We start from the raw sequence: 23,843 nt of genomic DNA, 5'->3' as shown, positions 1-23,843 counted from the left end.
CTCCATGGCCGGTTCCTCCGTTTCCGTAGATATCTCACAGGCCATGGCCGTCGCTCCGGTCTCCGCCGGCGACTGGCTGATTGTCGCGCCGTCTATCCTGACGCTGCTTGGTGGCTCGCTGTGCCTGATGACCCGCAAGAACACGCAGGCGCAGCCCAAGATCGGTCTGATCTTTCTGGTTCTGCTTGTGGCCGCCAACATTGGCCTTCTTGCGCGCGTCCTGGACAAGGGCGTGATTACCATGGTCATGGGCAACTGGCTGCCGCCGTTCGGTATTGCCTTTACCGCCGATGCGCTGGGCGTCACGCTCTCGACCATCGCTTCGATTGTTGCTCTTTGCGCTGCGCTCTACGGCAGCGTGACCATCGACAACACTGGGCGGCGCTACGGTTTCTATCCGTTCCTGCTGCTTTTGATGACGGGCGTCTCTGGCGCCTTTCTGACAGGCGACGTCTTCAATCTCTACGTCTGGTTCGAAGTCCTCCTGATTTCCTCGTATGGACTTCTGGTCCTTGGCAACGACCGGCCACAGCTGGATGGATCGGTCAAATACGGCATCCTCAACCTGATCGGCACAAACCTGTTCCTGATCGCTACCGGCCTGCTCTATGGCATGTTCGGCACCCTCAACATGGCCGACCTGGCGACCAAGGTTGCTGCTCTTGAAAATGGTGCGTCGGGAACGCTTGCAACGATTGCGGCTCTGTATCTGCTTGCCTTTGCCATGAAGGCAGCGGCGTTCCCGGTGAATTTCTGGCTACCGGCCTCGTATCATACGCCGAACATTGTCGTGTCTGCAGTCTTCGCCGGTCTTTTGACCAAGGTGGGCGTCTATGCGCTGATCCGCGTCTTCGTTCTGATCTTGCCTGGGTCCAGAGCCTATATGGCTGACCTGATTGCGCTGGTCGCCATGGGCACGATGCTGTCCGGTGCCATGGGCGCCCTGGCGCAAGGCGAAGTTCGCCGGATCCTTGGCTACCTCGTGATCGCCGGCATCGGCTCGATGCTCGCGGGCGTCGCGGTCGGCTCGACCCTCGCCATCTCCGGTGCGATTTTCTACGCCGTGCATTCCATCATCGTGATGACCGCACTCTACATGGCTGCAGGTGTGATGATGCTTATGGGCGGATCCTACCGTCTCCGGGAGCTAGGCGGCCTCTATCAGGCGAGCCCCGCTTTCGCTGCTGTCTTCCTCGTGCTCGGATTTACTGTTTCCGGCCTGCCGCCGTTCTCCGGTTTCTGGCCCAAGGTCATGCTCGTCGACGCAGCTATCGGTGATGGCCGGAACTGGCTCGCCGGTGTCATCCTGCTATCCGGTTTCCTGACGACACTTGCCATCGGCAGGGTGTGGATCTTCGCGTTCTGGCGCGGTGGACCGGAAGGAACGGCAGACGGAACCTCGACGGTTCGGATCAGCCCGATCGGCCAACTTGGTTCTGCGGGACTCTGGCTCCCGCTCGGCATCCTGACGGCCTTTGTGGTCTACTTCGGCCTGCAGCCGGAAGGGATGATGCAGGTTGTCACGCGCGGAGCAAGCGGTGTTGTCGAGCCCCTTGGCTATGTGCGCTCAGTCTTCGGAGGTCTCTAGATGACCGGCTTGTTCCTCATCAACATCCTGATGGCGCTTGCTTGGGGCGCGGTCACGGGAAGCTTCACCGCCGTCAATCTGATGTTCGGTTTCGTCCTGTCGACGGGCGCCCTCTACCTGATCCGCGAGCAGGTGGGAACGGGTAGCTATTTCAACCGGGCAGGCAAGGCGATCAGCCTGGCGCTGCTCTTCATCTATGAGCTGGTTCTGTCCGCCTGGCGCGTTGCAACCATTGTCATGCGGCCCAACATGAACCTGCAGCCGGGAATCATCGCCTATCCGCTCACGGTCGACCAGGATTTCGAAATCACGATGCTGGCCAACCTGATCACGTTGACACCGGGAACCCTGTCCGTGGACGTTTCGGAAGATCGCAAGACGCTTTATGTTCATTGTATCGATGTGCCAGACCCGCAGGCGACGATTGACGACATCAAGAACGGGTTTGAACGCAAGATCCTGGAGGTGTTCCGATGACACCCATTGCAGCCTTTGCCGAAAGCTTTCTGGACGTCTGCGTGCACATTTCGCTGGCGGTTCTCACCATATCGTTCCTGCTGATCGTCTACCGGACGGTGCGTGGTCCAACCCTGCCTGACAGGGTCATTGCCCTCGACATGCTGGTCGCCGTCGGCATCGGCTTTATCGCGGCAATCGGCGTGCTTACCGACTATTATCTCTATATCGACATTGCCATCACCCTTGGCCTTGTTGGCTTCCTTGCCACCGTTGCCTTCGCCCGCTTCGTCCTGAACAGGGGCAGCGCCGGAGATGAGACCATCATGCAGGAAGTTGAGGAAAGCGTTCAGCGCAGGAAGGCCGGCCAATGACAGCTGCGATCGATATTATTGTTGGCGTGATGTTGGTGGCCGGCGCGCTGTTTGCGCTTGTTGCCTCGGTGGGCCTTCTGCGCCTGAATGACTTGTACATGCGTATGCATGCCGCCTCCAAGGCCGGAACGCTCGGCTCTGGCGTCATGTTGCTGGCGTTGGCTGTCTATGCCGGTGACCTCGGTGTGGTCACGCGCGCTGTTGCCGGTGTTGTGTTCTTTCTGCTGACTGCCCCGGTTTCGGCGCATTTGCTGGCGAAAGCTGCCTACGCCGTCGGATATCGGCCTTGCGCTGATACCAAAATTGATGCACTCAAGGGTGTACTCGGTCCGGATAAGTGATACTACGTATCTGGTATTATGTAGCTGCGTGTAACAAAAACGATATTTAACATATTTTTGCATGAAATATGGCTAAATTCCGAGTAGATTTCAAAGTGTCTCAGCTTAGCGGCATATGAAATATTTATCTGCGTAGAATTTTTCTAGGAAAATTACTGTAATTATTAAGAATGAGGGGTTGTCCGCCTCATGGCAGGGGGATATAAGGGCTCAATCGTTGCCTCCCAAGTAGATTGATTTCTGATTAGTGCCAATTGCAAGTAACCGTTATTTGCGGTGTATGGCGCGTCAAGATGCTTGCGAGGCCAGACAGAAAATTTTCTGATTTGACCTAAAGAACAGGTGGAAAATGACTGATAGTCCGGTGGATACCAATCTTATTGACCTGACCGCTGATATTGTTTCTGCATATGTCAGCAACAATACCGTAGCTTCTACGGACCTGCCGAATCTGATCAATGAGGTTTATGGTGCCCTTCAGCGCACATCCACAGCCTCTCACGAGCCTGAGCCCGAGCCGCTCAAGCCGGCTGTTCCGGTGAAGAAGTCGGTCATGGCCGACTACATCATCTGCCTGGAAGACGGCAAGAAGTTCAAGTCGCTCAAGCGTCACCTCCGCACGCACTACGATATGACCCCGGAAGAGTACCGCGAAAAGTGGGACCTGCCGGCTGACTATCCGATGGTTGCTCCCAATTATGCAGCGGCTCGCTCCGAGCTCGCCAAGAAGATGGGCCTTGGCCAGCAGCGCAAGCGCTCCAAGTAAGTCGGGATTTCGCGTCTTTCACGAAGGCGCAGATCCGGGAAAACTGAAAAAAAGCCGTTCGGGTTTCCGGGCGGCTTTTTTTGTTTTCCCTCAAGGCACAAAATCCGACGAAACTGCGACGACTTTGATATCAATAAGAAAACATCAGTAAAGTCAGTACTTTGTGGGGTTCGCTCACGCTCCAGACGCAGTTTGAAACGGTGTGATCTTAAGGTTGTTTGAAAACTTATCCCTAACCATAAATTGCACGACTACAATGTAGGAAAATAAGCCTAGTTCAGGTGAGGCCTTTGTTTTCGATAGCATTGGAGGACTGCAATGAGCGATTGCCGGGAGGGGTCTATCCCTCAGCGCCCGATCTACGGACCTGGAGGCCTGACGAGTTTGCTGGCCCGAAATCGTACCGCCGCGCATCTGCATCTTGCAGAGGGATATGTCGCCAGGGCCTACTGCATCCAGCCAACCGATCTCTACCGCACGACACGTGGCAAGGCGCATATGGCTGAAGCACGCCAGCTGGTGATGTATCTGGCTCACGTCGAGATAGGCATGCCCTTGATCAATGTCGCCCGCCATTACCAGCGTGACCGTTCGACAGTGGCTCATGCCTGTCGCGGCATCGAGGAGCGACGGGAGGACCCGGTTTTTGACGAACTGGTTGGTCAGATCGAGCGTCTGATCAGCATGCGGCAGGAAATGGCGGCAGGTCTGGCGCTGGGGGGCATACAATGAACGGTGTTTCAGATCCGGCGGACCCATGCGATCGCAAGCGTCTGCTTTCCTTGCTCAAATCCCTGGCTCAAACGGGAGCGCATCTCAAACGCGAAGGCGGCAAGGGGGAAGCACTGCGGTGGACACTGGTCAGGCCAGACAGGTCCGACCGGCCCCTGGACACTCCGGAAATGGTCGCGGTTCTCGAACGTCAGGGACACGTGGTGCGGGGTGCCGACCAAACGCTTGCCTTGTCTTCGGCAGGGCGCTTGGCTCTCAAACGCTGGCTCAGCGCGGGGGATGGCTTTTTGGAGCAGCACCGCGAAGTTGGTTTTGTGACCATCTCGGATCCGCAAGGAGCCGGACGAACCACGGTGCCGGTAAACCTTTGCGAAAGCCCGCTTGCCTGGCTGGCGAGTCGCAAGGATCGCAACGGCCGGGCGCTTCTGGACCGGGCCCAGGTCGAGGCTGGCGAACGGTTGCGCGCAGACTATGGTTTCGCGCGGCTCATGCCGACAATGTCCGGCGGCTGGCGCACAGGGGGAGGCGGCGGAACGCGGGGCAATCGGGGCAAGGCAGCTGACCTGTCGGATGATGTCATCGCCGCCCGGCAACGCGTCGAGAGAGTATTGAAGGGGCTGGAACCGGCGCTCGCAGGCCTGCTCGTGGACGTTTGCTGTCATCTCAAAGGCTTGACGGCAGTCGAGGTGGAGCGGGGGTGGCCAGCGCGGTCTGGCAAGGTCGTGCTTCAGATCGCGCTCACAGGTCTTGCCAGCCGCTACGGCTATGTGACCACCGCAGGAAATGGCGATGGTCGGATCCGCACAGACCGGGCCAAGCGGAATGAACTGTCCTGATCCTTATGCCGCTGCTGCGAGCGCTGCTTCGGCGTCGGCGCGAATGCGCGCGACCATCGATTTCAAGCCATTGGACCGCTGAGGCGTCAGGTGCTCCTGGAGACCGAGCTTCGCGAACAGACCGTCGACGTCCGTGTCGAGGATATCCCGGGCGCTCTTTCCAGAGAAAAGCGCCAGCACGATTGCCACAAGCCCTTGCACGATCAGCGCATCGCTGTCGCCGCGATAGGCAATCACCGGCTGGCCATCTTCACGGTGGGAAATCTCCGTCACCAACCAGACTTGCGACACGCAGCCGCGCACCTTGTTGGCCTCATTCTTCTCTGACTCGGGCAGCTCAGGCAGTTCCCGGCCAAGGTCGATCACATATTTGTAGCGATCTTCCCAGTCATCGAGGAACTCGAAGCTTTCGACAATGTCATCAAGTGTGCTGGTCATGTTGCTCTTCTGGCCCGCCGGTCAAATCAGGGATGATCTGTCGCTTGATATAACTCCCGGCGCGCGAGTTGCAAATCGACGCGGACCGTGAGTGCTGGAAAAATCGACAGCTGGCCGTGAAATGGCCTTTTGGGGCAGGGCGTCTTTTTCTGTACGAAAAGAAAGAAACGCCGCAAATGGAATGGGCAGCTATCCATTTGCGGCGCAGCGGAATATCCGCTTCAGTGTTGCCGTCAATTCCGGAAACGGAGGCGACAGAGTGTTGCCACCGGTCCCGGTCAAGCGGGGCGCAAACAGCCGGTCTTCGGAAAAGAGGTCATTTTCCCGAAAAACGGCCCCTCGTACGGAACTATCCCGCGCGAGGGTTGGGCCGCGGTACGGGCCCAATCTCGAAAGTCGGACTGAATGCCGAAGTCTCGTTTCCCTGCCACGGCGTGACCATATCCTGTGAGGTCAAGGTGCCGGAGGAAGTCGAGCCGGTGATCAGGTCCGAATGATCTTGTTCGACGGGCGCAAGGCCGGTCTTTGTCTCTGCAACGTCGGTGTCCGCGACCTGGGTGTCGAGAAACTCATAAACGATCCGCGCGCCGTCACGGGCCCGCGCTCCGATGGCGGACAAGGCGTTGCCCCCCGTCTCGCAAGCGCCGGGATTACGTTCGCAGAAGCCGCCGAGGTCGGCCACGGTCGCCTGCGCTGCAAAATAGGCGGCGATCGGATCGATATTTTCCGTTGCATCTGATTCTGTGTCTGATCCAAGCGGGATCAGGACCAAAACCAACGTCAGCCAGAATGCTGTCCTTAGCAGAAAGAACATGTTGCTACCCTTCAGTTCAATTCGTCTTGCAATGCTCGTCGCGCCAGACGGCAGTGCTTTTCTTATTGTTTCAAGTTAGCAGCCACATCCGAAGGCCGCGTTGAACCCAGAAGCGTGTTTTTCATCAAATGAAACAGGTATTTGAGGCAAGTTTTCAGAAAATTTGGATCAAATTTTATCTATTCCGGACCAAGCCCCGGATCTGATTGCTTTTTTTGTCTCGACAGGCCCGATTGGGCTTTATCCTTTATCGTTCCTTAAGTGGTCGGCGGCAAAATAAAGCGAAATCAGTTGGATCCCTTCGCCTGCGTATTGGGCTTGGTAGTGTATCGTGCGTAACCACCTGTCGAAATTCTCCGGATTGACGGAAAACATTCAATCTCAGCTGTCAGGACTGGTCTATCCAGCCGTGCTGGGCGATCCCTTGCAGGAGCCGCGTCATCGCAGCTTTCTGGCCGGTTGTCTGGGGGGCGGCGCAATCGCGCTTTTGATTCTCCCTCTGCATTTGGCGCTGATCGGTCCGACGAGCCTTCCTGTTGCTCTGGTCCTTGCCTGGATGCTCGGCCAGTGGCCGCTCGCAATGTATTTGTCCCAGACCGGCAACCTTGAGCGCGCGCACGCCTTTTCCGCCGCTCTTTTCGGAACTTTTCTATCCGGACTTTGCCTGTTCACCGGCGGTCTGTCGTCTTTCGCCCTTGTCTGGCTGGCTGCTGTGCCGATGGAAGCGGCACTTTCGGGCTCGCGCCGTATCATCGCGGCGTCGGCAGCTTTTTGCGCCGGCCTTGTTGTTCTTCTGGCGGTGGTGCCGCAGGCTCAGGCGTCATTCGCACTCACCACGCCGCATGCGACCCTGATTTCTGCCCTGGCTGCCTGTGCCTATATGTCCGTCCTTGCCCTGAGGCTTGCATTGGATCATATGCGCGTGCGCAGGGCCCTGAGGCAGGGTGAAGAACGCCTGAAGCTTCTCAACGACACGGCTACCGATATTGTCTGTTCGGTGGAACCGGACGGCACCGCGAAGGTGCTCGGTGGTCCTCTTGAAGCGGTGCTCGGGCTTTCCTGCCGTCAGGCGCAGGGCGATTGGCTGTTCCAGCGGGTCCATGTTTCCGACCGGCCTTACTATCTTACACGGCTTGATGAAGCGCGTTGCGGCAAGGACGTCTCCGACATCGAGCTGCGGCTGCGCAAGGGGGCGAATGCCCCGGGTGAAGATGGCGCTGCCGAGTACATCTGGGTCTGCCTGAGATTCCGCGAAATGACTTCACGCGAAGGCGATGTGAGCCTTCGGCTGGCACTTCAGGACATCTCCGCACGCAAGGCCCAGGATCAGGAATTGCGTCAGGCCAAAGAGATGGCAGAGGAAACCTCTATCGCCAAGACGCGGTTTATTGCGAGCGCAAGTCATGAATTGCGCACACCGTTGAATGCGATCATCGGTTTTTCCGACATGTTGCGTGCCATGCCCGCCGAACAGGTGTCGAGCGTGCAAAACCGGGAATATGCCGAGCTGATCCATCAGTCGGGTATGCATTTGCTGCAGGTCGTTGACGACATTCTGGATACGTCACGCATTGAAACCGGTCATATGGACCTGACGATTGAGCCGGTTGATCTGGGCACATGCCTGGAGAGCTGCCGCGCGATGATGGCGCCGATCGCAGAGCGTGCAGGCGTGGAGCTTGTCTTTGCCGATCTGGACAGTCTTCCGGTTCTTCCCGCAGATCGTCGTGCGCTGAAGCAGATCGTCATCAACCTTGTGACCAATGCAATCAAGTTCAGCGGCAAGGGCAGCAAGGTCTCGGTCTCCGTTCGCTCGGAAGGCCCGTTCCAGATACTTGAAGTGCGAGATCAGGGTATCGGCATCCCGGCCGCGATGATTGATCGTCTCGGCCAGCCGTTTGTGCGTATCGAAGCTGAAGACGGTCCGCGAAACAGCGGCAGTGGCTTGGGACTGTCCATCGTCAAGGGACTGGCCGAGCTTCATGGCGGCGCATTGCAGGTCGAAAGTCGGAACGGTAAAGGGACGACAGTTTCTGTAAAGCTCCCTGCTGGGGCCATGAGGGCGGGGCGTGCCGAGCCACAAGGCGCTGGCAGCAACCGTCAGACAGAAACGAACATGACCGTGAGCGACCGGGTTTCGTCCGTTGATCCGGTCGTCCTCGCCCAAAGCGCATGAGCGGAAGAAAACAGATGGCGCGCGGCAAGAAGGCAGATTTCGAAGAAGAAACCGACGGCATGATGGCCCGTGCGGGCGGCATCGCGCGCGACAATCCCGTCGCGGCTGGCGGCGCGGTGGTCATGGCCCTTACAGGGTGTCTGATTGTCGCAAATGCGGTCAGCCTCCAGCCCGGCCGTCATCCAGCTCCTTTCTTCGCGACCCGTGACCGTCCGCAGGCGATTGAGCCGGATGACCGGCGGGGCATCGTGGTTCAGGAAGTGTCGGCCCTTGTTCTTGACCTGCAGACGAGCCTGCGCCGTATCGGGATCTATGAGGGGCCGCTTGATGGTCTGATGGGCCCTGCGACCGAGCGTTCGATCCGTCACTATGAAAGACTGCATGGCCGCCTGGAAACGGGTGAGGCAACCGACGAACTTCTCGCGCTGATCACGCTTCAGGGCGCGGTCGTTGCCGCGTCTGGTCCGCCTGTCCCGCGACCGAAGCCAATCGGCGCCTCAGCCTTGGCTGCCAAGACTGTTTCTGCTCCGCCACTGGAACCTGAAAATCCGCGTCTGGCTCGCATTCAGCAGCTTCTGTCGGATCTCGGCTATGGCCCCTTGAGCACAGATGGGGTGATGGGCGACAATACGTCCTCGGCAATTCAGAGGTTCGAGCTGGATCGGGGACTGCCGATCACAGGCGAGTTGACGCCCGCAGTGGTCGAACGGCTGGAAATGGTCAGCGGCAAGCGGGTCGACTGATCACCTGCCTGCCGAATTTTGGGCAACCTTGCCCGCCCTATGCGACCTGAAGAGCTAGCCTCATGCGCGTGACTTCCGATTTCTTCGTGACAGCCCTGGTCCGGCGGATCTTTGCCGAAAACGGCTTTGCGGCTATTCAGAAAAAGGGCGCGCCAGAAGCAGGCGCCATTTTTATTGCCGTTGACCGGCTAGACGGAACCTATGATTTTTATGGCCCCGCGCCGCAGGCCATGTTCATGGAGCAGCCTCAGGGACGTCTGTTCGAGCAGATTTTGGAAAAGGTGCCTCGTTCTGACATCACCGACCGCCTTGATCGCGAAGCCCGGATGGATCCGGACTACTGGTTGGTCGAAGTCGATTCAGAGGCGGGAAAGATTGACTTGCCCCTCGCCGAAGAGGAAGCGGAAAATGGTCCCGATCCCTTCTTCAAATCCTAAGTAAGCAACGCTTCGAAAATTGCGCGGCCTGTTCAGCCGAACCGGAGAAGCTTTTCGATGTCATCCAGTTCCTGCCATGTGGCGTTGCCCGAGCGTGCAGGGCGGGTCGTTTCCTGACTTTGGACGATATGCTGTGGTTCAGACAGGGAAGTCCGCTGTTCGTGCGGCGTTTCTTCGCCGATCCAGCGGTTGACCAACAGCATGGCAGCGCCGTGGCTGATGTTGCTGAACACCTCGACCAGACCACGCAGACCCTCCAGTGGAAGACGATCCCCCAGGACGCGGACAAGGATCTGTGCGGCCTGCGCCTCCGTGAAACCCAACGCCTTCAGGCAGATCGAAAGCGTTTCACCGCTGTCGGTGGTGACAATGTCACCTGTGAATGTCTCCGGCAGGCCAAGAGCGTAGGAGAGTTCATGGGCAAATTGCTCTGCACCACCGGTCAGCGCGCTCTGGTGCAATTGCTCCAGAAGGCTTTGCTTGAAGACCGGACGTGCGGGTTTGTGGGAGCCGCTGCGGGCCAGGTTGATCAGGCTTGCGAGTTCGGCCGAGGCGATGGCCTCCTGGCGCAAGGGAGCGTCCAAGCGTGAGAAATGCGTCAGCATCTGGCTGGAGTTCAAGACCTTGCGGTCAACCAGGTCCTTGCCAAAACGCTTCAGGATCTCGGGCCTTTTGCAAAGCCGCGAGACCATTTCTTCGTCCAGGTCGACGTCAGTGCGATCCAGAAGCAGTGCGACGACATCCGGACCACCGAGTTGCGCAATGATCGCCAGAACCTTCGGACCAGCATCCGGGCGTTCGGCGATGGCCTTGCGCAGGCTGTCTGGACCGCGTTCCGCCTGAGCCACGAGAATCTCTTCATCAAGGCTCGCAGCGTTGCGCAGGACGGGATAGGCGGTGAGGGCGTCCTCGTCGGCTGCCAGCGCCGCCAAAACCTCCGGGGGCGTGGCTGGATGGCGCACCAGGTGGCAGGCGATGCGGCGTCGGTCACTTTCGTCCGTCTGCGGCAGAAGGTTGAGTGCAAGTTCCCGGAAAAGGGTCTTGTCCCGGCTGTCGTGTGCCTCGCGGCCAGCAAACAGTTCTGAGGCGGCCAGAAGCACGCCTTCAAAATGTGAGGGACTGGACTGCCGAGGAGCAGTCTCGTGGCCGGAAGAAACCTCCGGCGAGGGGACGGACAAACGGTTCATGGCTCTCGTCTACGCAATACCAACAGCAGAGCGAACGGTTGCTGTTCGTTGACTAAAATAAAACGAAAAGCGTTAGCACACTGTTAACCCTGAAGGCGCCTAATCAATTTTTAGAAAGAGTATTGCGTCACCCATTTGACCGTCGCTGCGTATGCAGGAGAGACGAACCGAAGGAGGAGACGAGATGGGCACCCTTTTGGACTTTGCATCCGCGCAACGGCCCCTTTCACGACTGACCACCAAGCGAAACGACCGTCCGACGGCCAATTCCGCACCTTCTGGAGAGGTTGTCCTCTTCCCAGGTGTTCGTTACGAGCGCGAGGCTCTTGATCTGGCCGCGCGAATCGGGACCATCGGAAGAACTGCCGGAACAACTGCCGGAACAACCGCTTCCGACCTCGACTGAGTTCGAGTGAACGCTGCTTTTCCGGTAGGTTGATAGCGCAAGGGCTGATTCTCGCCCGGTGCCAAGCTACGGGGAAGCCCTATGGGCGTGACATCTACGCCTGAGCCACTGTCGAAAGAAGGAAGGTCTCGCCCGCCGTTGGCGATGACTGGACGATCTGTTTGCGTTGCCGCCATGCTTTGCGTGGTGCTGGCCGCCTGCAGTCGACCGACAGGCGACTTTGATCGCGCCCGCCCCAATATTTTCCATGACAAAGTCATGCCTGCTGCCGGCGAGGCCGCAGCGCGCTATCGCGGTGATCCCGTTTCCAAGTTCAATATGACGAACGATGAGGAACTCCTGCGCGAACGCGGCTGGGGTCTGATCCGGCCGCCCTGGACAAAAGACTGGATCGGCGGAACTGTCGTCGAGCTTTCGCGCACCCGCGTTTTGCCAGAGGTTGAAGGCAGGGTCCCTGTCGATCTCTATTACATCTTCCTGCGCTCGGACAAATTCCGCTCCAGCGATGCCCGATACGACCGCGTGGCCGCTGATGCGGAAGGCGATGCCAAGCTGGTCTGGCCCTTCTGCGAGGTCGCGATGCGCGTTCAGGCCGCCGACACGGAGCGCCTGCGGGTTCTGGCCAACAAGCCGGTCACCACCGAAGAGACATATGAGGGTGCCAAGGCCCGCGTTTGGGAAAACCGCATGATGGTCTCATGGGTAGGACAGGCCCTGCGCTACCGCATCACCGCCTATCAGAAGGCCCTCGACAGTCTGGAGATCGAAACGCCATCTGCCGATCGCTTGTGGAAGGCCAACAACGCCATCCGCACTCTCGAAGCAGAAGTGCGTCTAGCGGAAAACGGTTGCGTCAAGAAGGACCGTTTCACCGTTGAGGGCAAGATCAAACGCTCACGGATCTACACCGGCTGGGGTACAGAACGCCCGGCGCCCAAGAAGTAGGGCTGACAACTCAGGGGGGAGATGTATGGGCCGATCGGATCGAACGGCCCAGATCACAGTGTCCTCTGGAACGTCTAGACCCTAGAAAGCGCCGTGTTCCACGAGCTGATCGGGATGGTCGCTGGCCCAATCTCGCAAGAATTCCGAAATCTCGTCGGAAGCCACATGGTCGAGGGCGCGGCGTGGCAGACCAACGCCATGCGCCAATGCCAAACGCAGGCAACCGATGTGGTCCCGGTTTTCTCGTCCCGGGCAATTCTCAGACCCGTGTAGAATGGTGGAGAGCAGAGTTCCGCCATAGCCGTTTATATGGGCGAGGTCAGGCTTCAGGGTCAGCAGGTATTCCATGACCTCCGACTGTCCTTCCCAGCCAGCGATCTGCACGGGCGTCAAGCCTTCCGAGTCCGGGCGGTCATGCTCAACACCCATGGCGACAAGCCGTTTGATGTGATCGAGTTTCGCCGTGTAGGCCGTGAGCATCCGAATGATATCGCGGTAGGCGTCCGGGATCTCCTCCGGCTCAACTGGACCCGCCGCCGGGGAACCATCAGCTGCACCGGTAAGGGCGGTTTCCATGGGGCTCATCGTTTGATCAGCGCCCCGCGCCGCAAGTTGATCGGCCAGATCCGCGTGCCCGAAAACGCGAGCATAGGCATATGGTGTCGTGCCTTCAAACTGGCGGTTTGGATTGGCCCCATTGTTCAGTAAAAGCGTTGCCAGGTCTGCCGGTACCATGCGACGCGCCGCTTGATGGAGCGCCGGGATGACCCATGGCACCTCGCCTCCGACCGGAGTGGCGTCAAGCTCGTCTACCTGAGCGCCGTGATCCAGCAGCAGCTGAATGGCTTCCGTGTCATGAAAGTCCATCGCACGCAGCAGGGCGTTTGTGCCTTTGGGATCAGCGCCATGGGCCAGGAGCATGCGTAGACCATCATGATGACCAAGCTCGGTGGAATGATAGAGGCTTTCTCCATCGTTGGGGTCTGCGCCGTTGTCGAGCAGCCATTGACCAAGTGCCATGTTGTTGGCGTGGCCGATTGCAAAATAAAGCGGTGAAAGCGTGTGGTCGGTTTCGGCCGAAAGTACGGCTCCCTGATTGAGATCGGCGCCGTTTGCGTGGAGGGCTCGTGCGATCTCCAGCATGTCCTCTGACAGGTTCGGTTTGTGATGAACCCACTTTGAACGGGCAAGGACGGTCAGGGGAGGCGCCTGATTGGCAATCAGGTCGGTCGCGAGTTGAGGTGACTTGTCGAGAGCGGCAAGAACGTCCGACTTGCGATAAAGGCCAAGACACAGCCCGAAATCACCGTCAGCGATCTTTGGTGTGTCTGCAAGAAATTGCTCCACCGCACTGAAGTGGCCCGCAGACAGCGCAAGCTTCAGTCGCTGACGTTTGGTCGCGAGATCCATGCCGAGCAGGTCTGCTGCGAGTTTAAGAGCTGGCCAGGACGGAAAACCTGCCTCGCGCGCAATCACATGCAGATAGTCGGCATGTTTCAGCGCCGCCGTGTCTGTTCGAGGTGCGTGGCTTTTTAGGCGCTGCAGCGCCTGCTCGTCGTTTAACTGATGTGCCTTGCGCAGGGTTTTGGCGTCACGGCGGAGTTGGTCCAGAGACTTTGTCATCGGTGTCCTCACTTTGGCTCGCTGGTCCGCTGAGGTCGAGCATGAGACATACCGAAGTCTGGTAGCCAAATATTCGATGGGGTGCCGATGACGGCTTTCCGCGGACCTGGAGGCTAACCCGATAGCAGCGTGGTTTTAGACGTAGATCAGGCAGCAGGGCAAGGTCGGATGTAAATGAGCCATGACGCGGCTCCAAGAAGGGTCGACGATCCTGGCTGGGGAGTGGCCTGATCAGATGTTCAGGCTTCCGGAGGCTTTGGTCCGGTCCATGACGACGAAGGTCTTGAACTTGCGGATGTTGGCGTTGCCGAAAAAGAGGTGTTGTGTGAGGGCCTCATATTCCGCCATATCGCCGACCAAAATGACAAGCACGAAGTCCGCTTCACCGGTGACATAGTAGCATTGCTGGATCTCTTGAGCGGCCAGGAACTCGGCCTTGATGGCGTCGATCTGCCCGCCTGTTTCTGCCTTGAGCTCGACTTCCACCAGGATCGTCAGGGGCAAGCCGACTTTTGACGGTTCCAGAACCGCTGTTTGTGCAGCGATCACACCGGATTTCTGCATCCGCTTGATACGTCTTTGAACGCTCGGCGCAGACAGATTGACCTTCTCGCCGATAACGCGGTGAGGGATGGTGTTGTCCTCCTGGATGAGGCGCAGGATCGCGAGATCAAACGTGTCCAGATCAGAGGAGTGGGTTTCTTTCTTCAAAGCGTTCACATGCAAGAATTGTTCATTTGATGACTGAAAATAGAGCACAACTCTTACAGCCAATGAACTAAATTCTCGTCACGGATGAAAAGGAGCGATTGATGCTGGACCTGTTCGCAAATTCAAACACGGGCTATTTTGCTGCCGAACTGACGGACCAACGCCTGCTGCCTGACTTGCTGACGCCGGAGCAGTTCGATCGCGCGGAAAGCGAAGTCAGCAGTTGGGAAGGCTATGAAAAGACGCCTTTGCTCAGCTTCGCCCCATTGGCGGCAGATCTGGGATTGGGCGAGATCCTCTACAAGCACGAGGGCGATCGCTTTGGCTTGGGCAGCTTTAAGGCTCTCGGCGGCGCCTATGCGGTGATGTGTGTCCTGCAGCGGGAGATATCGAAGCGTATCGGCAAGGACGTATCCCTGGCAGAGATCCGAGACCGTGCGTTTCCGTCCGAGGCAAAGGGCATGACCGTGATTTCAGCGACGGATGGCAATCATGGCCGTTCGGTCGCGTGGGGTGCGGCCCGTTGTGGCGTCACCTGCCGGATCTATGTTCATGCCGAGGTCAGCGAGCACCGCGTCGATGCCATGCGAGCGCTGGGCGCAGACGTCATCCGCATCGATGGCGACTATGATGCAACGGTGGAGCAGACCCGCCTCGATGCTGAACAGAACGGATGGCTGATCGTCTCCGACACCTCATGGACCGGCTATACGAAGACGCCGATCGAGGTCATGGCCGGATACGGCGTGATGGCGCGCGAAATCACACGAGATCTGGCAACACCACCCACCCACGTCTTCCTGCAGGGCGGCGTGGGCGGATTGGCCGCTGCGGTGGCAGCAGTCTTCAGGCAGGATTGGGGGACTGACGCGCCCAAGGTCTACGTGGTGGAACCGGAGCTCGCGCCTTGCCTCTTTGAAAGTGCCAAGGCAGGCCGCTCTACCGCTGTTCAGATCGCCGAAGAGACCATCATGGCCGGGCTCTCCTGCGGTGAGCCGTCCGAGGTCGCCTGGTCTGTGCTGGCTTCACAGACGAGTGGTTTCCTGACCATACCGGAAGAGGTGGTCGCCCCGACCGTGCGCATGCTTGCGTCTTTCGAGCCTGAAAGTGCGCGCGTCCAGGCGGGAGAAAGCGGAGTCGCCGGGCTTTGCGGTCTGATCTGCGCGGCAACACAGCCATCCCTGCGCGCGGCGCTAGGGCTGAATGAAAGCTCTCGCGCGGTGTTGATTGGTTCCGAAGGCGTCACCGATCCGGTTATTTACGACCAGATCATCAAGGGCGAGATCTAGGCTGTCGGGAGCTGATCAGCGATTTTGATCCTGCGGCGGGGTGGTTTTCTGTGAGATGTCTTAGCTGCCGATCCTCGACAGTTCGATGGTGCCGCGACGTGTTTGACGGCGGCGGCAGGACACCCTAGCGTTGGCAGCTGACCTCGTGCCTGCTTCAGGAAGATTTCATGCAAAACCGCTCTGCCGCGCTACAAGCCTTTGTTGATGCGGCTGAAACCGCATTCAGAGAGCGTGCCCGGGGAGACGAGTCTCAGCGCTCTGTGAGGTGCGGCTTTTCAGCTCTGCGTGAACCGACGGACAAACCGACCTCAGTCCCAGCCAGTGAAGGCTGCCGTTTGCCTGTCTGCGACGAGCATCTCGATCAGGTGATCGATCCGGCACATTTTCCCGATGGAGATCTCGCTGCACTCGCGGAGACATTCCGGGCGCTGGAGCCTGCCCTTTCCTGGAGCAAACGCAAGGGCACGACACCCGCGGCAAGCGACACATTTGACCAGGGTCATGCAAATACGCTGATTATCGGGCCAGGCGGGCTGGAGCGGCGGACGGATGTCTGGCTCGGCGTCTCCCTGCTTGCGCCGGATGTCCGCTACCCGGATCACACCCACCCACCGGAAGAAACCTACCTGTGCATGTCACGCGGTGAGTTCACCCACGGCGGCAGTGACTGGTTCGAGCCAGGACCTGGCGGCTCCTTCTACAATTCACCGGGGATCATGCACGCCATGCGCTCGGGGGCAGAACCGCTTCTGGCGTTCTGGCTTCTTCTGGCCGAGTGAAGGCTGCGGCACCTAGAAACCCTGCCAGAAACGATGCCGGAAACCCGGGTCGTTTCGGGGTAAAGGCAATGAATAAGGATCGGCTTCGAACATGATCATCGAGATACGCCACTACACCTTGAAGCCGGGCCGCCGGGAAGAGTTCATCGACTTCTTCGAACGGGAAAATCGGGCCGCACTTCGCGATGCTGGAATGCTGGTCTTTGGTCCCCTGAGGGATCTTGAACATCCTGACAAGGTGCATTGGATGCGGGCCTTTCCAACGCTTGAAGCGCGCGAGACCCTCAAGGAAGGTTTTTACAATGGCCCTGTCTGGAATGAGCGCATCGAGCATCAGGTCATGCCTATGATCGCACACTACGAGGCGGAAGTGGCCGAAACGACTGGCGGGTTTGAGAACTTTGATGGCAACGCCAACCTCTGAGCCTTGGGAACAGTCGGTTTGAGATCTTACAGATGATCTGACGTCAGCTCAAAGATCCGCAGTAGGCGGTGCTCAGCGCTGTATCCACTTCCTTGCTTTGATGGGAGTGGGGCACGAAGGCCCTCAAGAGCGCAAAGCCGTTGGTGGCCGGGATCTCCAGAACGATCAGCTCATCGAGGTCCTCAGGCGGGTTCTCCCGAATGATCGACAGCTGTTCCGGCGTCAGCAGGAGCATTGAGAGAATATCCGAGCCTGATGTCCGGTTGTTGAGGCTGTAGACCGCTTCCCCTGCCTCGTTGAAGAGGCCTATCGACCAGAAAGGCACGGGAATCGACGCGGTGAACAGAACCGGCCCGTCGTCCAGGGTGAAGCGACAGGCTGCATGTTTCATCGCCGGGTCCAGCGCCGGCAGGGGCTCTGCGCCCGGTTTTACGTCCGGTAACAGGTTGAATTGGCGATCCGGGCCGAAGTTGGCGACGTCGGCATAGGCGCTGTGGCTCGTGTTTTGCGGGATCGTCAGCACAACGAGGATATGCACCACGGCTGCAAGGCTGAGTGTTGCGACCAGTCCGGTGAGCCAGGCAAGACGTGGAGACAGGCTCATAAGCAGGACAGCCTTTCGATGACCGGCATGACCGCACCATCCAGGGCGGATCCTGTCGTTATCGGGGCGTCGTAGAGCCTGAATGTGAACATCAGTCCGGACCCGATGCCGCCGGGAGCGGTGATGTCACCAGCGCCTGTCTCGCCAGTCAGTGGCAGCCCGATGGGGAGCCAGTTGCCGGACCGTGGTGCGCGCGAAGCGGTGATCTCGAAGCTGCCGTCCTCCTTGCGCAGGATCTGACGGCTTGTGAGGAATGTTCTCCCGGCAAGCGTCGGCAGCAGTCGGCCATGGTCTCCTGCGGCAGTCAGGGTCCATAGGCGCGCCGTCGGCGTCTGACCGGAAATCCGGTAGTCACATGCGGGGTCGAGCGTGGTGCCCGAGCTGTCGGTTCGTGCGCTGATCGCGAGACCTTCCCCCGATGCCAGTGGAATGCGGGCACTGCGTGTGTAGATCGCGACGGAATAAGGGTCTGCTTCCGACGTTCCCGCTTCCGGATAGGCCGACCAGGGACCGATGGTCACGGACAGGAAGGGTCGATCCCTTTCGATCATCAGATAGGCCGACGCGATCCCCAGAAGAGAGCCGACAAACAGGATCAGAAGGACAGCAAAGAGAGAGCGGATCGGTGTGGGCCGGCGCGGGGCGATGATCGCCGGCATGTCTGGCTCATACCATGCGGCCTCGCTATGAACCGGCACCTGGGCTGTTGGTGTCTTTGAAGCGACATTCATTGCCGGGCAGCCACGTCTGTTGTTGGTGAGCCCTCAGCCGGTGCGGCTGAGGCGAGCGGAGAAATCGCATTCAGTGCCTTTCCGATGTCTTTCAGAACACCCTGTGTCTGCCGATTGAGCACGCGCGGCTGAGGCCTGTTCTCGCTCTCGTCTTTCACCAGTGCTTTGGGGAAGCGGGCAAGGTCAGCTGCATCGACACCGGGCATGGGCACCAGGTCGATGTCCTGATGCGCATAGTCCATGAAGGTCTGCCAAGTCATGGCGGGAAGACTACCGCCCGTGACCCGGCGGGTCGATGTGAAGTCGTCATTACCAAACCAGACAGCTGCGGTGAAGTTGCCGGTATATCCAACGAACCATGCATCCCGGTAGGCAGAGGTGGTGCCGGTTTTGCCAGCTGCAACGACACCGTCGATGCGAGCTCTGCGGCCCGTGCCTGCCTCGACCACATTGACGAGGATCTCGTTCATTTCCTCCACCTTGTCGGCCGGCAGGACCCGAGGGGCTTCCACCTCGTCCCGATCCCGATTGTAAAGAACAGTTCCGTCGCTGTTCTTGACTTCCACGATCGCATAGGGCGTTGCCCTCAGTCCGCCGTTGGCAAACGTGGAATAGGACGCGGCCATGTCGAGAACCGACACATCCGAGGCGCCAAGGGGGAGGGACTTGGAGATCTTGAGCTCGTTGGTGATGCCCATGGCATAGGCGGTCTCCACGATCTTGTCGCGGCCAATCGCCTGGGCAAGGCGGACCGGCACCGTGTTGATCGACTTGGTCAGGGCCACCTTGAGGCTCACCGGCCCGCGGTAGCTGCGCCCGTAATTACGCGGGCTCCATCCACCAATGGTGATCGGCCTGTCGGGAACAATGCTGTCCTTGGAATAACCGTTCATGAATGCGGCCATATAGACGAAGGGTTTGAAAGACGAACCGGGCTGACGCAGCGCATTGACGGCACGGTTGAACTGGCTGTCGCCATAGGACCGGCCGCCCACCATGGCGACCACGGCACCGTCCGGAACCATCGCCGCAAGGGCCGCCGAGCCCACGTCCCTGGCCTTGGCGTTGTCCCTCAAGGTGGCTTCCACCGCCAGATCCGCCTGCCGCTGCAAGGCGGGGTCGAGGGTGGTGCGGACTGTGACGATGCGGTCGCGCGCAAGGGCCGGATTTCGGCGCGCCAGCTTTTTCACTTCGTCCAGCGCCCAGTCCAGGAAGTATTCAGGCAGTTGGTCCTGAGACCGGTCAACCGCAATGGCCGGGTTTCTCCTTGCGCCAATCACCTGTCCTTCGGTCAGGAGCCCGGCCTGAACCATGTTGGTCAGCACTTCATTGGCTCTTGCACGGGCTGCAGGCAGATTGACGTGGGGCGCGTATTTCGTCGGCGCCTTGTAAAGACCGGCCAGCATGGCGCTTTCGGCCAGTGTCAGCTCGCGGACATTCTTGTTGAAATAGAATTCCGCAGCCGCCGTCACGCCGAACACCCCGCCGCCCATATAGGCGCGGTCCAGATAGAGCTTCAGGATTTCCTGCTTGGTCAGATTGGCCTCCAGCCATAGGGCCAGATAGGCTTCCTTGATCTTGCGGCCCAGGGTCCGCTCGTTGCTGAGGAACAGGTTCTTCGCCAGCTGCTGGGTCAGGGATGAGCCGCCCTGAACAACACCTCCCGCGCGCGCGTTTTCGACCATCGCGCGAAATGTGCCGATAACGTCGATGCCGAAGTGAGAGAAAAACCGCCGGTCCTCGGTCGCAAGCGTGGCCTTGATCAGAACGTCGGGAATCTCTTCAAGCGGCACCGTGTCGTTGAGGACGATCCCGCGTTTGCCGATTTCCTTGCCGAAGCGATCAAGGAAGGTGACCGCGAAGTCGTCCGTCGTGCGCCAGTCGGCATACCGGGTCGCTTCAAACGCAGGCTGGGCGAAGGCGAGCACGATGACAAGCCCAATCGCGCCATAAGTGCAGGCATCAGACCCCAGCTCCGCAAGGGCGCGCCAGATGCCTCTTGCGCGAAAGCTCCGCAGGAAAGCATCATAGGATTCGAAGGCTCGGCGCAGGGCGCTGCCGATGCTCCAGAGAACAGTGTCGACAAAGGCATCGATCGCCAGCAGGAATTGGCCGAAACTGCGCCGTTGCCGAGGCACGGAAACTGGCTCGGGCGCGGGAGGAGGCGTCGGTTCCGAGGGGCTCTGTCTGCTGTCGTCTTCGCTCAACGGACCAGGTCCTGCTTGCTGGCGGGCGTTCAACCATGATAGGCCGCGCCGATCATCTTGTCCCAAAGGAACTCGAAACCGCAGATGAAATCAATCACCACGCCTCAAAATCCTGAAAGCCCGCCGTTCTGGAAGGTCAAAACCCTGGCCGAAATGACGCAAGGGGAATGGGAATCGCTTTGCGATGGCTGTGGGCGGTGCTGCCTGAACAAGCTCGAGGATTGGGATTCGGGTGCAATTGTCTGGACGGACGTTGCCTGTGAACTTCTGGATGGAACGAGCTGTCGCTGCAGGGACTACGAGAACCGGGCGGACACAGTTCCCGACTGCATCCAGCTGACTGTGCAGGAAGTGCAGGAGCTGACCTGGCTTCCTCCAACCTGCGGCTATCGCCTGATCCGCGACGGGCAGGACCTCTACTGGTGGCATCCCCTGGTCTCTGGCGATGCGGACACCGTTCACCAGGCCGGGGTTTCGGTCCGCGGTCGAACCGTGACGGAAGCCAGTGTTCCGGTGGAGGAATTCGAGACCCACATGGTGGCCTGGCCGAACGAGGTGCCCGCGTCCGCCCGTTAACAGGGCCGCATTTGCGGCGATTTCCCGACGTCTTCGGGCCCTGTCCGAATCAGGGTTAATGCCTATGTAGTAATTTTTCCGGATGCCAGTTAATGGGCTCTTCACATAAATTTCTGGAATTGGATTTGGTGTATATCTGGGAAATTTCGCGCGAAGGGTGAATAATACTAACTATAGTTGACTGTATTTATATTTATCCATGGGGAGAAATAACAGTATTTTATCATTCATTGGCGTTTTTGTCAGTTTTCGAGTGCTTTTCAATTAATGTATCTGAAATAATTATTATTCTAACTCAGGGTAACTTGAATCAACGCGCTGAAGAAAAGAAACGGCTCGTTTTCCCTGGAGACTAATAATGCTCGATTCTATTTTTCATGGAGATATCAATAGTATTTGGCAGGCTGTCGGAAAGTCACATGCGATAATCGAGTTCAAGCCCGACGGCACGATTGTTGACGCGAATGAGAATTTTCTCAGCACGATGGGCTATGGTCTTGCGGATATCAAGGGCAAGAAACACAGCATTTTCGTAGATCGCGACTATGGACAAAGTGCCGAGTACGAGCAGTTCTGGAATGAGCTTCGTGGCGGCAAATATCAATCAGCGGAGTTCCCGCGCTACACCCGCGAAGGTCATGAAGTCTGGATTCAGGCCTCCTACAATCCGGTCGTCGATTCCGGCGGCAAGGTCGTCAAGGTGGTGAAGCTTGCGGTCGACATCACAGAGCGAAAGCAGCAAGAGGCCGAAACCAACGGCCAGATCGAGGCGATTAACCGCGCTCAGGCCGTGATCAAGTTCGAGCTGGACGGCACGATCATTGAAGCCAATGACAATTTTCTCGGGGCTGTCGGTTACTCCATGGATGAGATCCGAGGGCAGCATCACCGCATCTTCATGGACCCGGCGGAGGCTGCATCTTCAGAGTACACGGCCTTCTGGGATGCTTTGCGTCGGGGTGAATTCCAGGCGAACGAATACAAGCGGATCGCAAAGGGCGGCAGGGAGATCTGGATCCAGGCGACCTATAATCCGATTTTCGATGCCAAGGGCAATCCGCGCATGGTGGTGAAATTCGCCACCGACATCACCGCACAGATGGAAGACCGGCTGCGCCGCCAGGCAATTCAGTCGGAAATCGATGCCGATCTCAACGGGATGGCAGATGCCATCACGAAGGCCAACGGACAGGCTGCTTCGGCGTCCAGTGCATCTTCCCAGGCGTCATCCGGCGTTCAGACCGTTGCGGCCGCCTCCGAGGAGCTTGTCGCTTCGATCGGCGAAATCAGTCGCCAGGTCGCCCAGGCCATGTCGATTTCTGACAGCGCGGTCGAAAAGGCGGACGGTTCGTCCAGGATCATGTCTCAGCTGGCAACAGATTCCCAGAAGATCGGCGAGGTCATCGAACTGATCGAGAGCATTGCCAACCAGACCAATCTGCTGGCCCTCAACGCAACCATCGAGGCGGCACGTGCGGGCGAAGCGGGCAAAGGCTTTGCAGTTGTTGCTTCCGAGGTGAAAAGCCTGGCGTCCCAGACAAGCAAGGCGACGGAAGACATTCGCGGCCAGATCGAATCCGTGCAGAATTCGACGTCCCAGTCGGAAGAGGCCATCGGATCGATCCTCGGGATTATCCAGGAACTGTCAGAGATCTCCTCCAGCATCGCGACTGCGGTCGAAGAACAGTCTTCGGTCACCCAGGAAATCTCCGGCAACATGCAGATGGCCGCCCAGGGAGTTCAATCGATCTCTGGCAATCTGGCTGACATTTCCGGTGCGACCAATGAGGTCGAAGCGGTGATGGTTCGGGTGCGCGAGGCGTCCCAGTCCTTGAGCTGACAACGACGCCCCGATAGATCATGAAAACCCGCTGCCAGCTTCCGGTGGCGGGTTTTCTTGTTTGGGGCCACGAAGGGTGTTCCAGTCCGGCTACGGCGCAGGCGTCAGCAGGAAGGCTTCCACATGCCGGGTCAGGCGTTTGCGGATCTCGGAGAGGTCATCGATCTGGTGAGACCGATAGAGGATCGCTCCGTGGATCATGAAGGCGATCAGGCCATCGACCATCTCCGCAGGATCACGGTCCTTGCGCAGGACTGGGGTAATCTCCGCAGCTGTCTGCCAATAGGCGAGAAAAGCTTGCAGCTTGCCATCGAGCGCATCCAGGTTTTCGACGAACTCCGGAGCGCAATGGCCCTTGGTCACGCCGATGTTGTCCATGAACACGCGCAGCATGGTCTGGCTTTCGGTGATCACCTCGATCAGGGCCATCATCCTGTCGAGCAAAGTCGCGACCGGGTCTGCTGATAGCGCTTCCAAGGGCGTGTCGTCTGCATCGGCCCGGGCGCGCAGCTCCTGCAGCCGGCCGAGCAACAGGTAGGAGAGCAAGCCGTCCATATCGCCGAAATGGGCGAAGATCGTGCCCTTGGCCACGCCGGCATGTTCGGAGATCGCTTCGGCCGTCAAACCCTCCAGCCCCCGCTCATGTTCGTCGGCAAGGCTGGCTGCGGACGCCAGGATCTTGCTGCGCGTCACCAGGGTCCTTTTTTGCGGTTTGCGCGTCATCCGGGGCGGTTCTCCGTCTTGTTTCTCGCGGGCTTCAGAATCGAATCGCCAGCGTGATTAAGTCAATCACATTAATTTGACCAAGGTCAATAGTTTG

The 23,843-nt window shown here is 58.7% G+C and carries 26 protein-coding genes; 17 read left to right on the top strand and 9 right to left on the bottom strand.

The window, feature by feature from the left end; genetic code table 11:
* Nucleotides 1–4 precede the first annotated feature (4 nt).
* The 7 genes from ABJZ52_RS04970 to ABJZ52_RS04940 all read left to right on the top strand — a co-directional run bounded on the left by ABJZ52_RS04970 (nucleotide 5) and on the right by ABJZ52_RS04940 (nucleotide 5,093).
* A complete protein-coding gene (locus tag ABJZ52_RS04970; protein ID WP_348188718.1) occupies nucleotides 5–1,588 on the top strand; it encodes a Na+/H+ antiporter subunit D in 1,584 nt (527 codons plus the stop codon).
* Nucleotides 1,589–2,065: a Na+/H+ antiporter subunit E gene (locus ABJZ52_RS04965; RefSeq protein ID WP_348188717.1), complete on the top strand. Its 477-nt coding sequence runs from the start codon at nucleotides 1,589–1,591 to the stop codon at nucleotides 2,063–2,065. It abuts the gene before it with no gap.
* Entirely contained in the window at nucleotides 2,062–2,418 is a 357-nt protein-coding gene (locus tag ABJZ52_RS04960; RefSeq protein WP_348188715.1) for a cation:proton antiporter, read from the top strand. The genes ABJZ52_RS04965 and ABJZ52_RS04960 overlap by 4 nt, the downstream gene beginning before the upstream one ends.
* Nucleotides 2,415–2,759 carry a monovalent cation/H(+) antiporter subunit G gene (gene mnhG / locus ABJZ52_RS04955; protein WP_348188714.1) on the top strand — a complete coding sequence of 115 codons (345 nt, stop codon included), beginning with the start codon at nucleotides 2,415–2,417 and terminating at the stop codon, nucleotides 2,757–2,759. Before ABJZ52_RS04960 ends, mnhG begins: the two co-directional genes overlap by 4 nt.
* Nucleotides 2,760–3,108: 349 nt before the next feature.
* Nucleotides 3,109–3,525, top strand: coding sequence for a MucR family transcriptional regulator (locus ABJZ52_RS04950; protein WP_153769821.1), 417 nt, complete (start codon nucleotides 3,109–3,111; stop codon nucleotides 3,523–3,525).
* 318 nt (nucleotides 3,526–3,843) lie between these two features.
* Nucleotides 3,844–4,257, top strand: coding sequence for a helix-turn-helix domain-containing protein (locus ABJZ52_RS04945; protein ID WP_348188713.1), 414 nt, complete (start codon nucleotides 3,844–3,846; stop codon nucleotides 4,255–4,257).
* Entirely contained in the window at nucleotides 4,254–5,093 is an 840-nt protein-coding gene (locus tag ABJZ52_RS04940; RefSeq protein ID WP_348188711.1) for a DUF6456 domain-containing protein, read from the top strand. Before ABJZ52_RS04945 ends, ABJZ52_RS04940 begins: the two co-directional genes overlap by 4 nt.
* A gap of 3 nt (nucleotides 5,094–5,096) precedes the next feature.
* Here the strand turns inward: ABJZ52_RS04940 and ABJZ52_RS04935 are convergent, their stop codons facing one another.
* Together ABJZ52_RS04935 and ABJZ52_RS04930 are read right to left on the bottom strand one after the other, a co-directional pair.
* Nucleotides 5,097–5,531, bottom strand: coding sequence for a SufE family protein (locus ABJZ52_RS04935; protein ID WP_348188710.1), 435 nt, complete (start codon nucleotides 5,529–5,531; stop codon nucleotides 5,097–5,099).
* 349 nt (nucleotides 5,532–5,880) lie between these two features.
* The gene (locus ABJZ52_RS04930) at nucleotides 5,881–6,345 is read right to left on the bottom strand and encodes a DUF5330 domain-containing protein (RefSeq protein WP_348188709.1); all 465 of its coding nucleotides are present in this window, start codon (nucleotides 6,343–6,345) and stop codon (nucleotides 5,881–5,883) included.
* Between the two features lie 331 nt (nucleotides 6,346–6,676).
* Between ABJZ52_RS04930 and ABJZ52_RS04925 the strand changes: the two genes are divergently transcribed.
* The 3 genes from ABJZ52_RS04925 (at nucleotide 6,677) to ABJZ52_RS04915 (ending at nucleotide 9,701) form a co-directional block, all read left to right on the top strand.
* A complete protein-coding gene (locus ABJZ52_RS04925; protein ID WP_348188708.1) occupies nucleotides 6,677–8,521 on the top strand; it encodes a PAS domain-containing sensor histidine kinase in 1,845 nt (614 codons plus the stop codon).
* A gap of 14 nt (nucleotides 8,522–8,535) precedes the next feature.
* A complete protein-coding gene (locus tag ABJZ52_RS04920) occupies nucleotides 8,536–9,264 on the top strand; it encodes a peptidoglycan-binding domain-containing protein (RefSeq protein WP_348188706.1) in 729 nt (242 codons plus the stop codon).
* A 62-nt stretch (nucleotides 9,265–9,326) separates the two neighbouring features.
* Nucleotides 9,327–9,701, top strand: coding sequence for a DUF1491 family protein (locus ABJZ52_RS04915; protein ID WP_348188704.1), 375 nt, complete (start codon nucleotides 9,327–9,329; stop codon nucleotides 9,699–9,701).
* Nucleotides 9,702–9,733: 32 nt separating this feature from the next.
* Here the strand turns inward: ABJZ52_RS04915 and ABJZ52_RS04910 are convergent, their stop codons facing one another.
* Nucleotides 9,734–10,888, bottom strand: coding sequence for a DUF2336 domain-containing protein (locus ABJZ52_RS04910; RefSeq protein WP_348188702.1), 1,155 nt, complete (start codon nucleotides 10,886–10,888; stop codon nucleotides 9,734–9,736).
* Between the two features lie 184 nt (nucleotides 10,889–11,072).
* On the opposite strand from ABJZ52_RS04910, the gene ABJZ52_RS04905 reads away from it, so the two are divergent.
* Complete coding sequence (locus tag ABJZ52_RS04905) at nucleotides 11,073–11,294, top strand: hypothetical protein (protein ID WP_348188701.1); 222 nt, start codon at nucleotides 11,073–11,075, stop codon at nucleotides 11,292–11,294.
* A gap of 258 nt (nucleotides 11,295–11,552) precedes the next feature.
* Nucleotides 11,553–12,239 carry a hypothetical protein gene (locus ABJZ52_RS04900; protein WP_348188699.1) on the top strand — a complete coding sequence of 229 codons (687 nt, stop codon included), beginning with the start codon at nucleotides 11,553–11,555 and terminating at the stop codon, nucleotides 12,237–12,239.
* A gap of 81 nt (nucleotides 12,240–12,320) precedes the next feature.
* Here ABJZ52_RS04900 and ABJZ52_RS04895 read toward each other — a convergent pair whose 3' ends face one another.
* Together ABJZ52_RS04895 and ABJZ52_RS04890 are read right to left on the bottom strand one after the other, a co-directional pair.
* Nucleotides 12,321–13,862 carry an ankyrin repeat domain-containing protein gene (locus ABJZ52_RS04895; RefSeq protein WP_348188697.1) on the bottom strand — a complete coding sequence of 514 codons (1,542 nt, stop codon included), beginning with the start codon at nucleotides 13,860–13,862 and terminating at the stop codon, nucleotides 12,321–12,323.
* Between the two features lie 231 nt (nucleotides 13,863–14,093).
* Entirely contained in the window at nucleotides 14,094–14,573 is a 480-nt protein-coding gene (locus ABJZ52_RS04890; protein WP_348188695.1) for an Lrp/AsnC family transcriptional regulator, read from the bottom strand.
* A gap of 101 nt (nucleotides 14,574–14,674) precedes the next feature.
* Between ABJZ52_RS04890 and ABJZ52_RS04885 the strand changes: the two genes are divergently transcribed.
* From ABJZ52_RS04885 to ABJZ52_RS04875, 3 genes are all read left to right on the top strand, one after another.
* Nucleotides 14,675–15,862: a diaminopropionate ammonia-lyase gene (locus tag ABJZ52_RS04885; protein WP_348188693.1), complete on the top strand. Its 1,188-nt coding sequence runs from the start codon at nucleotides 14,675–14,677 to the stop codon at nucleotides 15,860–15,862.
* Nucleotides 15,863–16,029: 167 nt separating this feature from the next.
* Nucleotides 16,030–16,641, top strand: a complete 612-nt coding sequence (locus tag ABJZ52_RS04880) for a dimethylsulfonioproprionate lyase family protein (protein ID WP_348188691.1) — start codon at nucleotides 16,030–16,032, stop codon at nucleotides 16,639–16,641.
* A 91-nt stretch (nucleotides 16,642–16,732) separates the two neighbouring features.
* On the top strand, nucleotides 16,733–17,065 hold the full coding sequence (locus ABJZ52_RS04875) for an NIPSNAP family protein (RefSeq protein WP_348188689.1): 333 nt from the start codon (nucleotides 16,733–16,735) through the stop codon (nucleotides 17,063–17,065).
* Between the two features lie 43 nt (nucleotides 17,066–17,108).
* Here ABJZ52_RS04875 and ABJZ52_RS04870 read toward each other — a convergent pair whose 3' ends face one another.
* From ABJZ52_RS04870 to ABJZ52_RS04860, 3 genes are read right to left on the bottom strand one after another with little or no spacing between them, the layout of a single operon-like run.
* A complete protein-coding gene (locus ABJZ52_RS04870; protein ID WP_348188687.1) occupies nucleotides 17,109–17,669 on the bottom strand; it encodes a hypothetical protein in 561 nt (186 codons plus the stop codon).
* Entirely contained in the window at nucleotides 17,666–18,400 is a 735-nt protein-coding gene (locus ABJZ52_RS04865) for a DUF1214 domain-containing protein (protein WP_348188685.1), read from the bottom strand. Before ABJZ52_RS04865 ends, ABJZ52_RS04870 begins: the two co-directional genes overlap by 4 nt.
* Nucleotides 18,397–20,538 (bottom strand): PBP1A family penicillin-binding protein, encoded by a 2,142-nt coding sequence (locus ABJZ52_RS04860; RefSeq protein WP_348188753.1) that lies wholly within the window; start codon nucleotides 20,536–20,538, stop codon nucleotides 18,397–18,399. Before ABJZ52_RS04860 ends, ABJZ52_RS04865 begins: the two co-directional genes overlap by 4 nt.
* Before the next feature lie 153 nt (nucleotides 20,539–20,691).
* On the opposite strand from ABJZ52_RS04860, the gene ABJZ52_RS04855 reads away from it, so the two are divergent.
* A complete protein-coding gene (locus ABJZ52_RS04855; protein ID WP_348188684.1) occupies nucleotides 20,692–21,183 on the top strand; it encodes a YcgN family cysteine cluster protein in 492 nt (163 codons plus the stop codon).
* A 358-nt stretch (nucleotides 21,184–21,541) separates the two neighbouring features.
* Nucleotides 21,542–23,023: a PAS domain-containing methyl-accepting chemotaxis protein gene (locus ABJZ52_RS04850; protein WP_348188682.1), complete on the top strand. Its 1,482-nt coding sequence runs from the start codon at nucleotides 21,542–21,544 to the stop codon at nucleotides 23,021–23,023.
* A gap of 90 nt (nucleotides 23,024–23,113) precedes the next feature.
* Here the strand turns inward: ABJZ52_RS04850 and ABJZ52_RS04845 are convergent, their stop codons facing one another.
* A complete protein-coding gene (locus ABJZ52_RS04845) occupies nucleotides 23,114–23,746 on the bottom strand; it encodes a TetR/AcrR family transcriptional regulator (protein WP_348188680.1) in 633 nt (210 codons plus the stop codon).
* Nucleotides 23,747–23,843 lie beyond the last annotated feature (97 nt).

Source organism: Roseibium sp. (assembly GCF_039982295.1).
Classification (GTDB): Bacteria; Pseudomonadota; Alphaproteobacteria; order Rhizobiales; family Stappiaceae; genus Roseibium.
The sequence above is the reverse complement of the archived record's forward strand: the minus strand, read 5'-3'. Positions and strand labels throughout refer to the sequence as shown.

Bases quoted from the DNA above. Each gene is read 5' to 3' on its own strand.
- ABJZ52_RS04945 (WP_348188713.1), top strand. From the start codon at position 3,844: ATGAGCGATTGCCGGGAGGGGTCTATCCCTCAGCGCCCGATCTACGGA.
- ABJZ52_RS04875 (WP_348188689.1), top strand. From the start codon at position 16,733: ATGATCATCGAGATACGCCACTACACCTTGAAGCCGGGCCGCCGGGAA.
- ABJZ52_RS04965 (WP_348188717.1), top strand. From the start codon at position 1,589: ATGACCGGCTTGTTCCTCATCAACATCCTGATGGCGCTTGCTTGGGGC.
- ABJZ52_RS04870 (WP_348188687.1), bottom strand. From the start codon at position 17,669: ATGAGCCTGTCTCCACGTCTTGCCTGGCTCACCGGACTGGTCGCAACA.
- ABJZ52_RS04900 (WP_348188699.1), top strand. From the start codon at position 11,553: ATGCCTGCTGCCGGCGAGGCCGCAGCGCGCTATCGCGGTGATCCCGTT.
- ABJZ52_RS04950 (WP_153769821.1), top strand. From the start codon at position 3,109: ATGACTGATAGTCCGGTGGATACCAATCTTATTGACCTGACCGCTGAT.
- ABJZ52_RS04970 (WP_348188718.1), top strand. From the start codon at position 5: ATGGCCGGTTCCTCCGTTTCCGTAGATATCTCACAGGCCATGGCCGTC.
- ABJZ52_RS04920 (WP_348188706.1), top strand. From the start codon at position 8,536: ATGGCGCGCGGCAAGAAGGCAGATTTCGAAGAAGAAACCGACGGCATG.
- ABJZ52_RS04905 (WP_348188701.1), top strand. From the start codon at position 11,073: ATGGGCACCCTTTTGGACTTTGCATCCGCGCAACGGCCCCTTTCACGA.
- ABJZ52_RS04910 (WP_348188702.1), bottom strand. From the start codon at position 10,888: ATGAACCGTTTGTCCGTCCCCTCGCCGGAGGTTTCTTCCGGCCACGAG.
- ABJZ52_RS04865 (WP_348188685.1), bottom strand. From the start codon at position 18,400: ATGAATGTCGCTTCAAAGACACCAACAGCCCAGGTGCCGGTTCATAGC.
- ABJZ52_RS04935 (WP_348188710.1), bottom strand. From the start codon at position 5,531: ATGACCAGCACACTTGATGACATTGTCGAAAGCTTCGAGTTCCTCGAT.
- ABJZ52_RS04855 (WP_348188684.1), top strand. From the start codon at position 20,692: ATGAAATCAATCACCACGCCTCAAAATCCTGAAAGCCCGCCGTTCTGG.
- ABJZ52_RS04915 (WP_348188704.1), top strand. From the start codon at position 9,327: ATGCGCGTGACTTCCGATTTCTTCGTGACAGCCCTGGTCCGGCGGATC.
- mnhG (WP_348188714.1), top strand. From the start codon at position 2,415: ATGACAGCTGCGATCGATATTATTGTTGGCGTGATGTTGGTGGCCGGC.
- ABJZ52_RS04880 (WP_348188691.1), top strand. From the start codon at position 16,030: ATGCAAAACCGCTCTGCCGCGCTACAAGCCTTTGTTGATGCGGCTGAA.
- ABJZ52_RS04940 (WP_348188711.1), top strand. From the start codon at position 4,254: ATGAACGGTGTTTCAGATCCGGCGGACCCATGCGATCGCAAGCGTCTG.
- ABJZ52_RS04930 (WP_348188709.1), bottom strand. From the start codon at position 6,345: ATGTTCTTTCTGCTAAGGACAGCATTCTGGCTGACGTTGGTTTTGGTC.
- ABJZ52_RS04845 (WP_348188680.1), bottom strand. From the start codon at position 23,746: ATGACGCGCAAACCGCAAAAAAGGACCCTGGTGACGCGCAGCAAGATC.
- ABJZ52_RS04895 (WP_348188697.1), bottom strand. From the start codon at position 13,862: ATGACAAAGTCTCTGGACCAACTCCGCCGTGACGCCAAAACCCTGCGC.
- ABJZ52_RS04960 (WP_348188715.1), top strand. From the start codon at position 2,062: ATGACACCCATTGCAGCCTTTGCCGAAAGCTTTCTGGACGTCTGCGTG.
- ABJZ52_RS04850 (WP_348188682.1), top strand. From the start codon at position 21,542: ATGCTCGATTCTATTTTTCATGGAGATATCAATAGTATTTGGCAGGCT.
- ABJZ52_RS04885 (WP_348188693.1), top strand. From the start codon at position 14,675: ATGCTGGACCTGTTCGCAAATTCAAACACGGGCTATTTTGCTGCCGAA.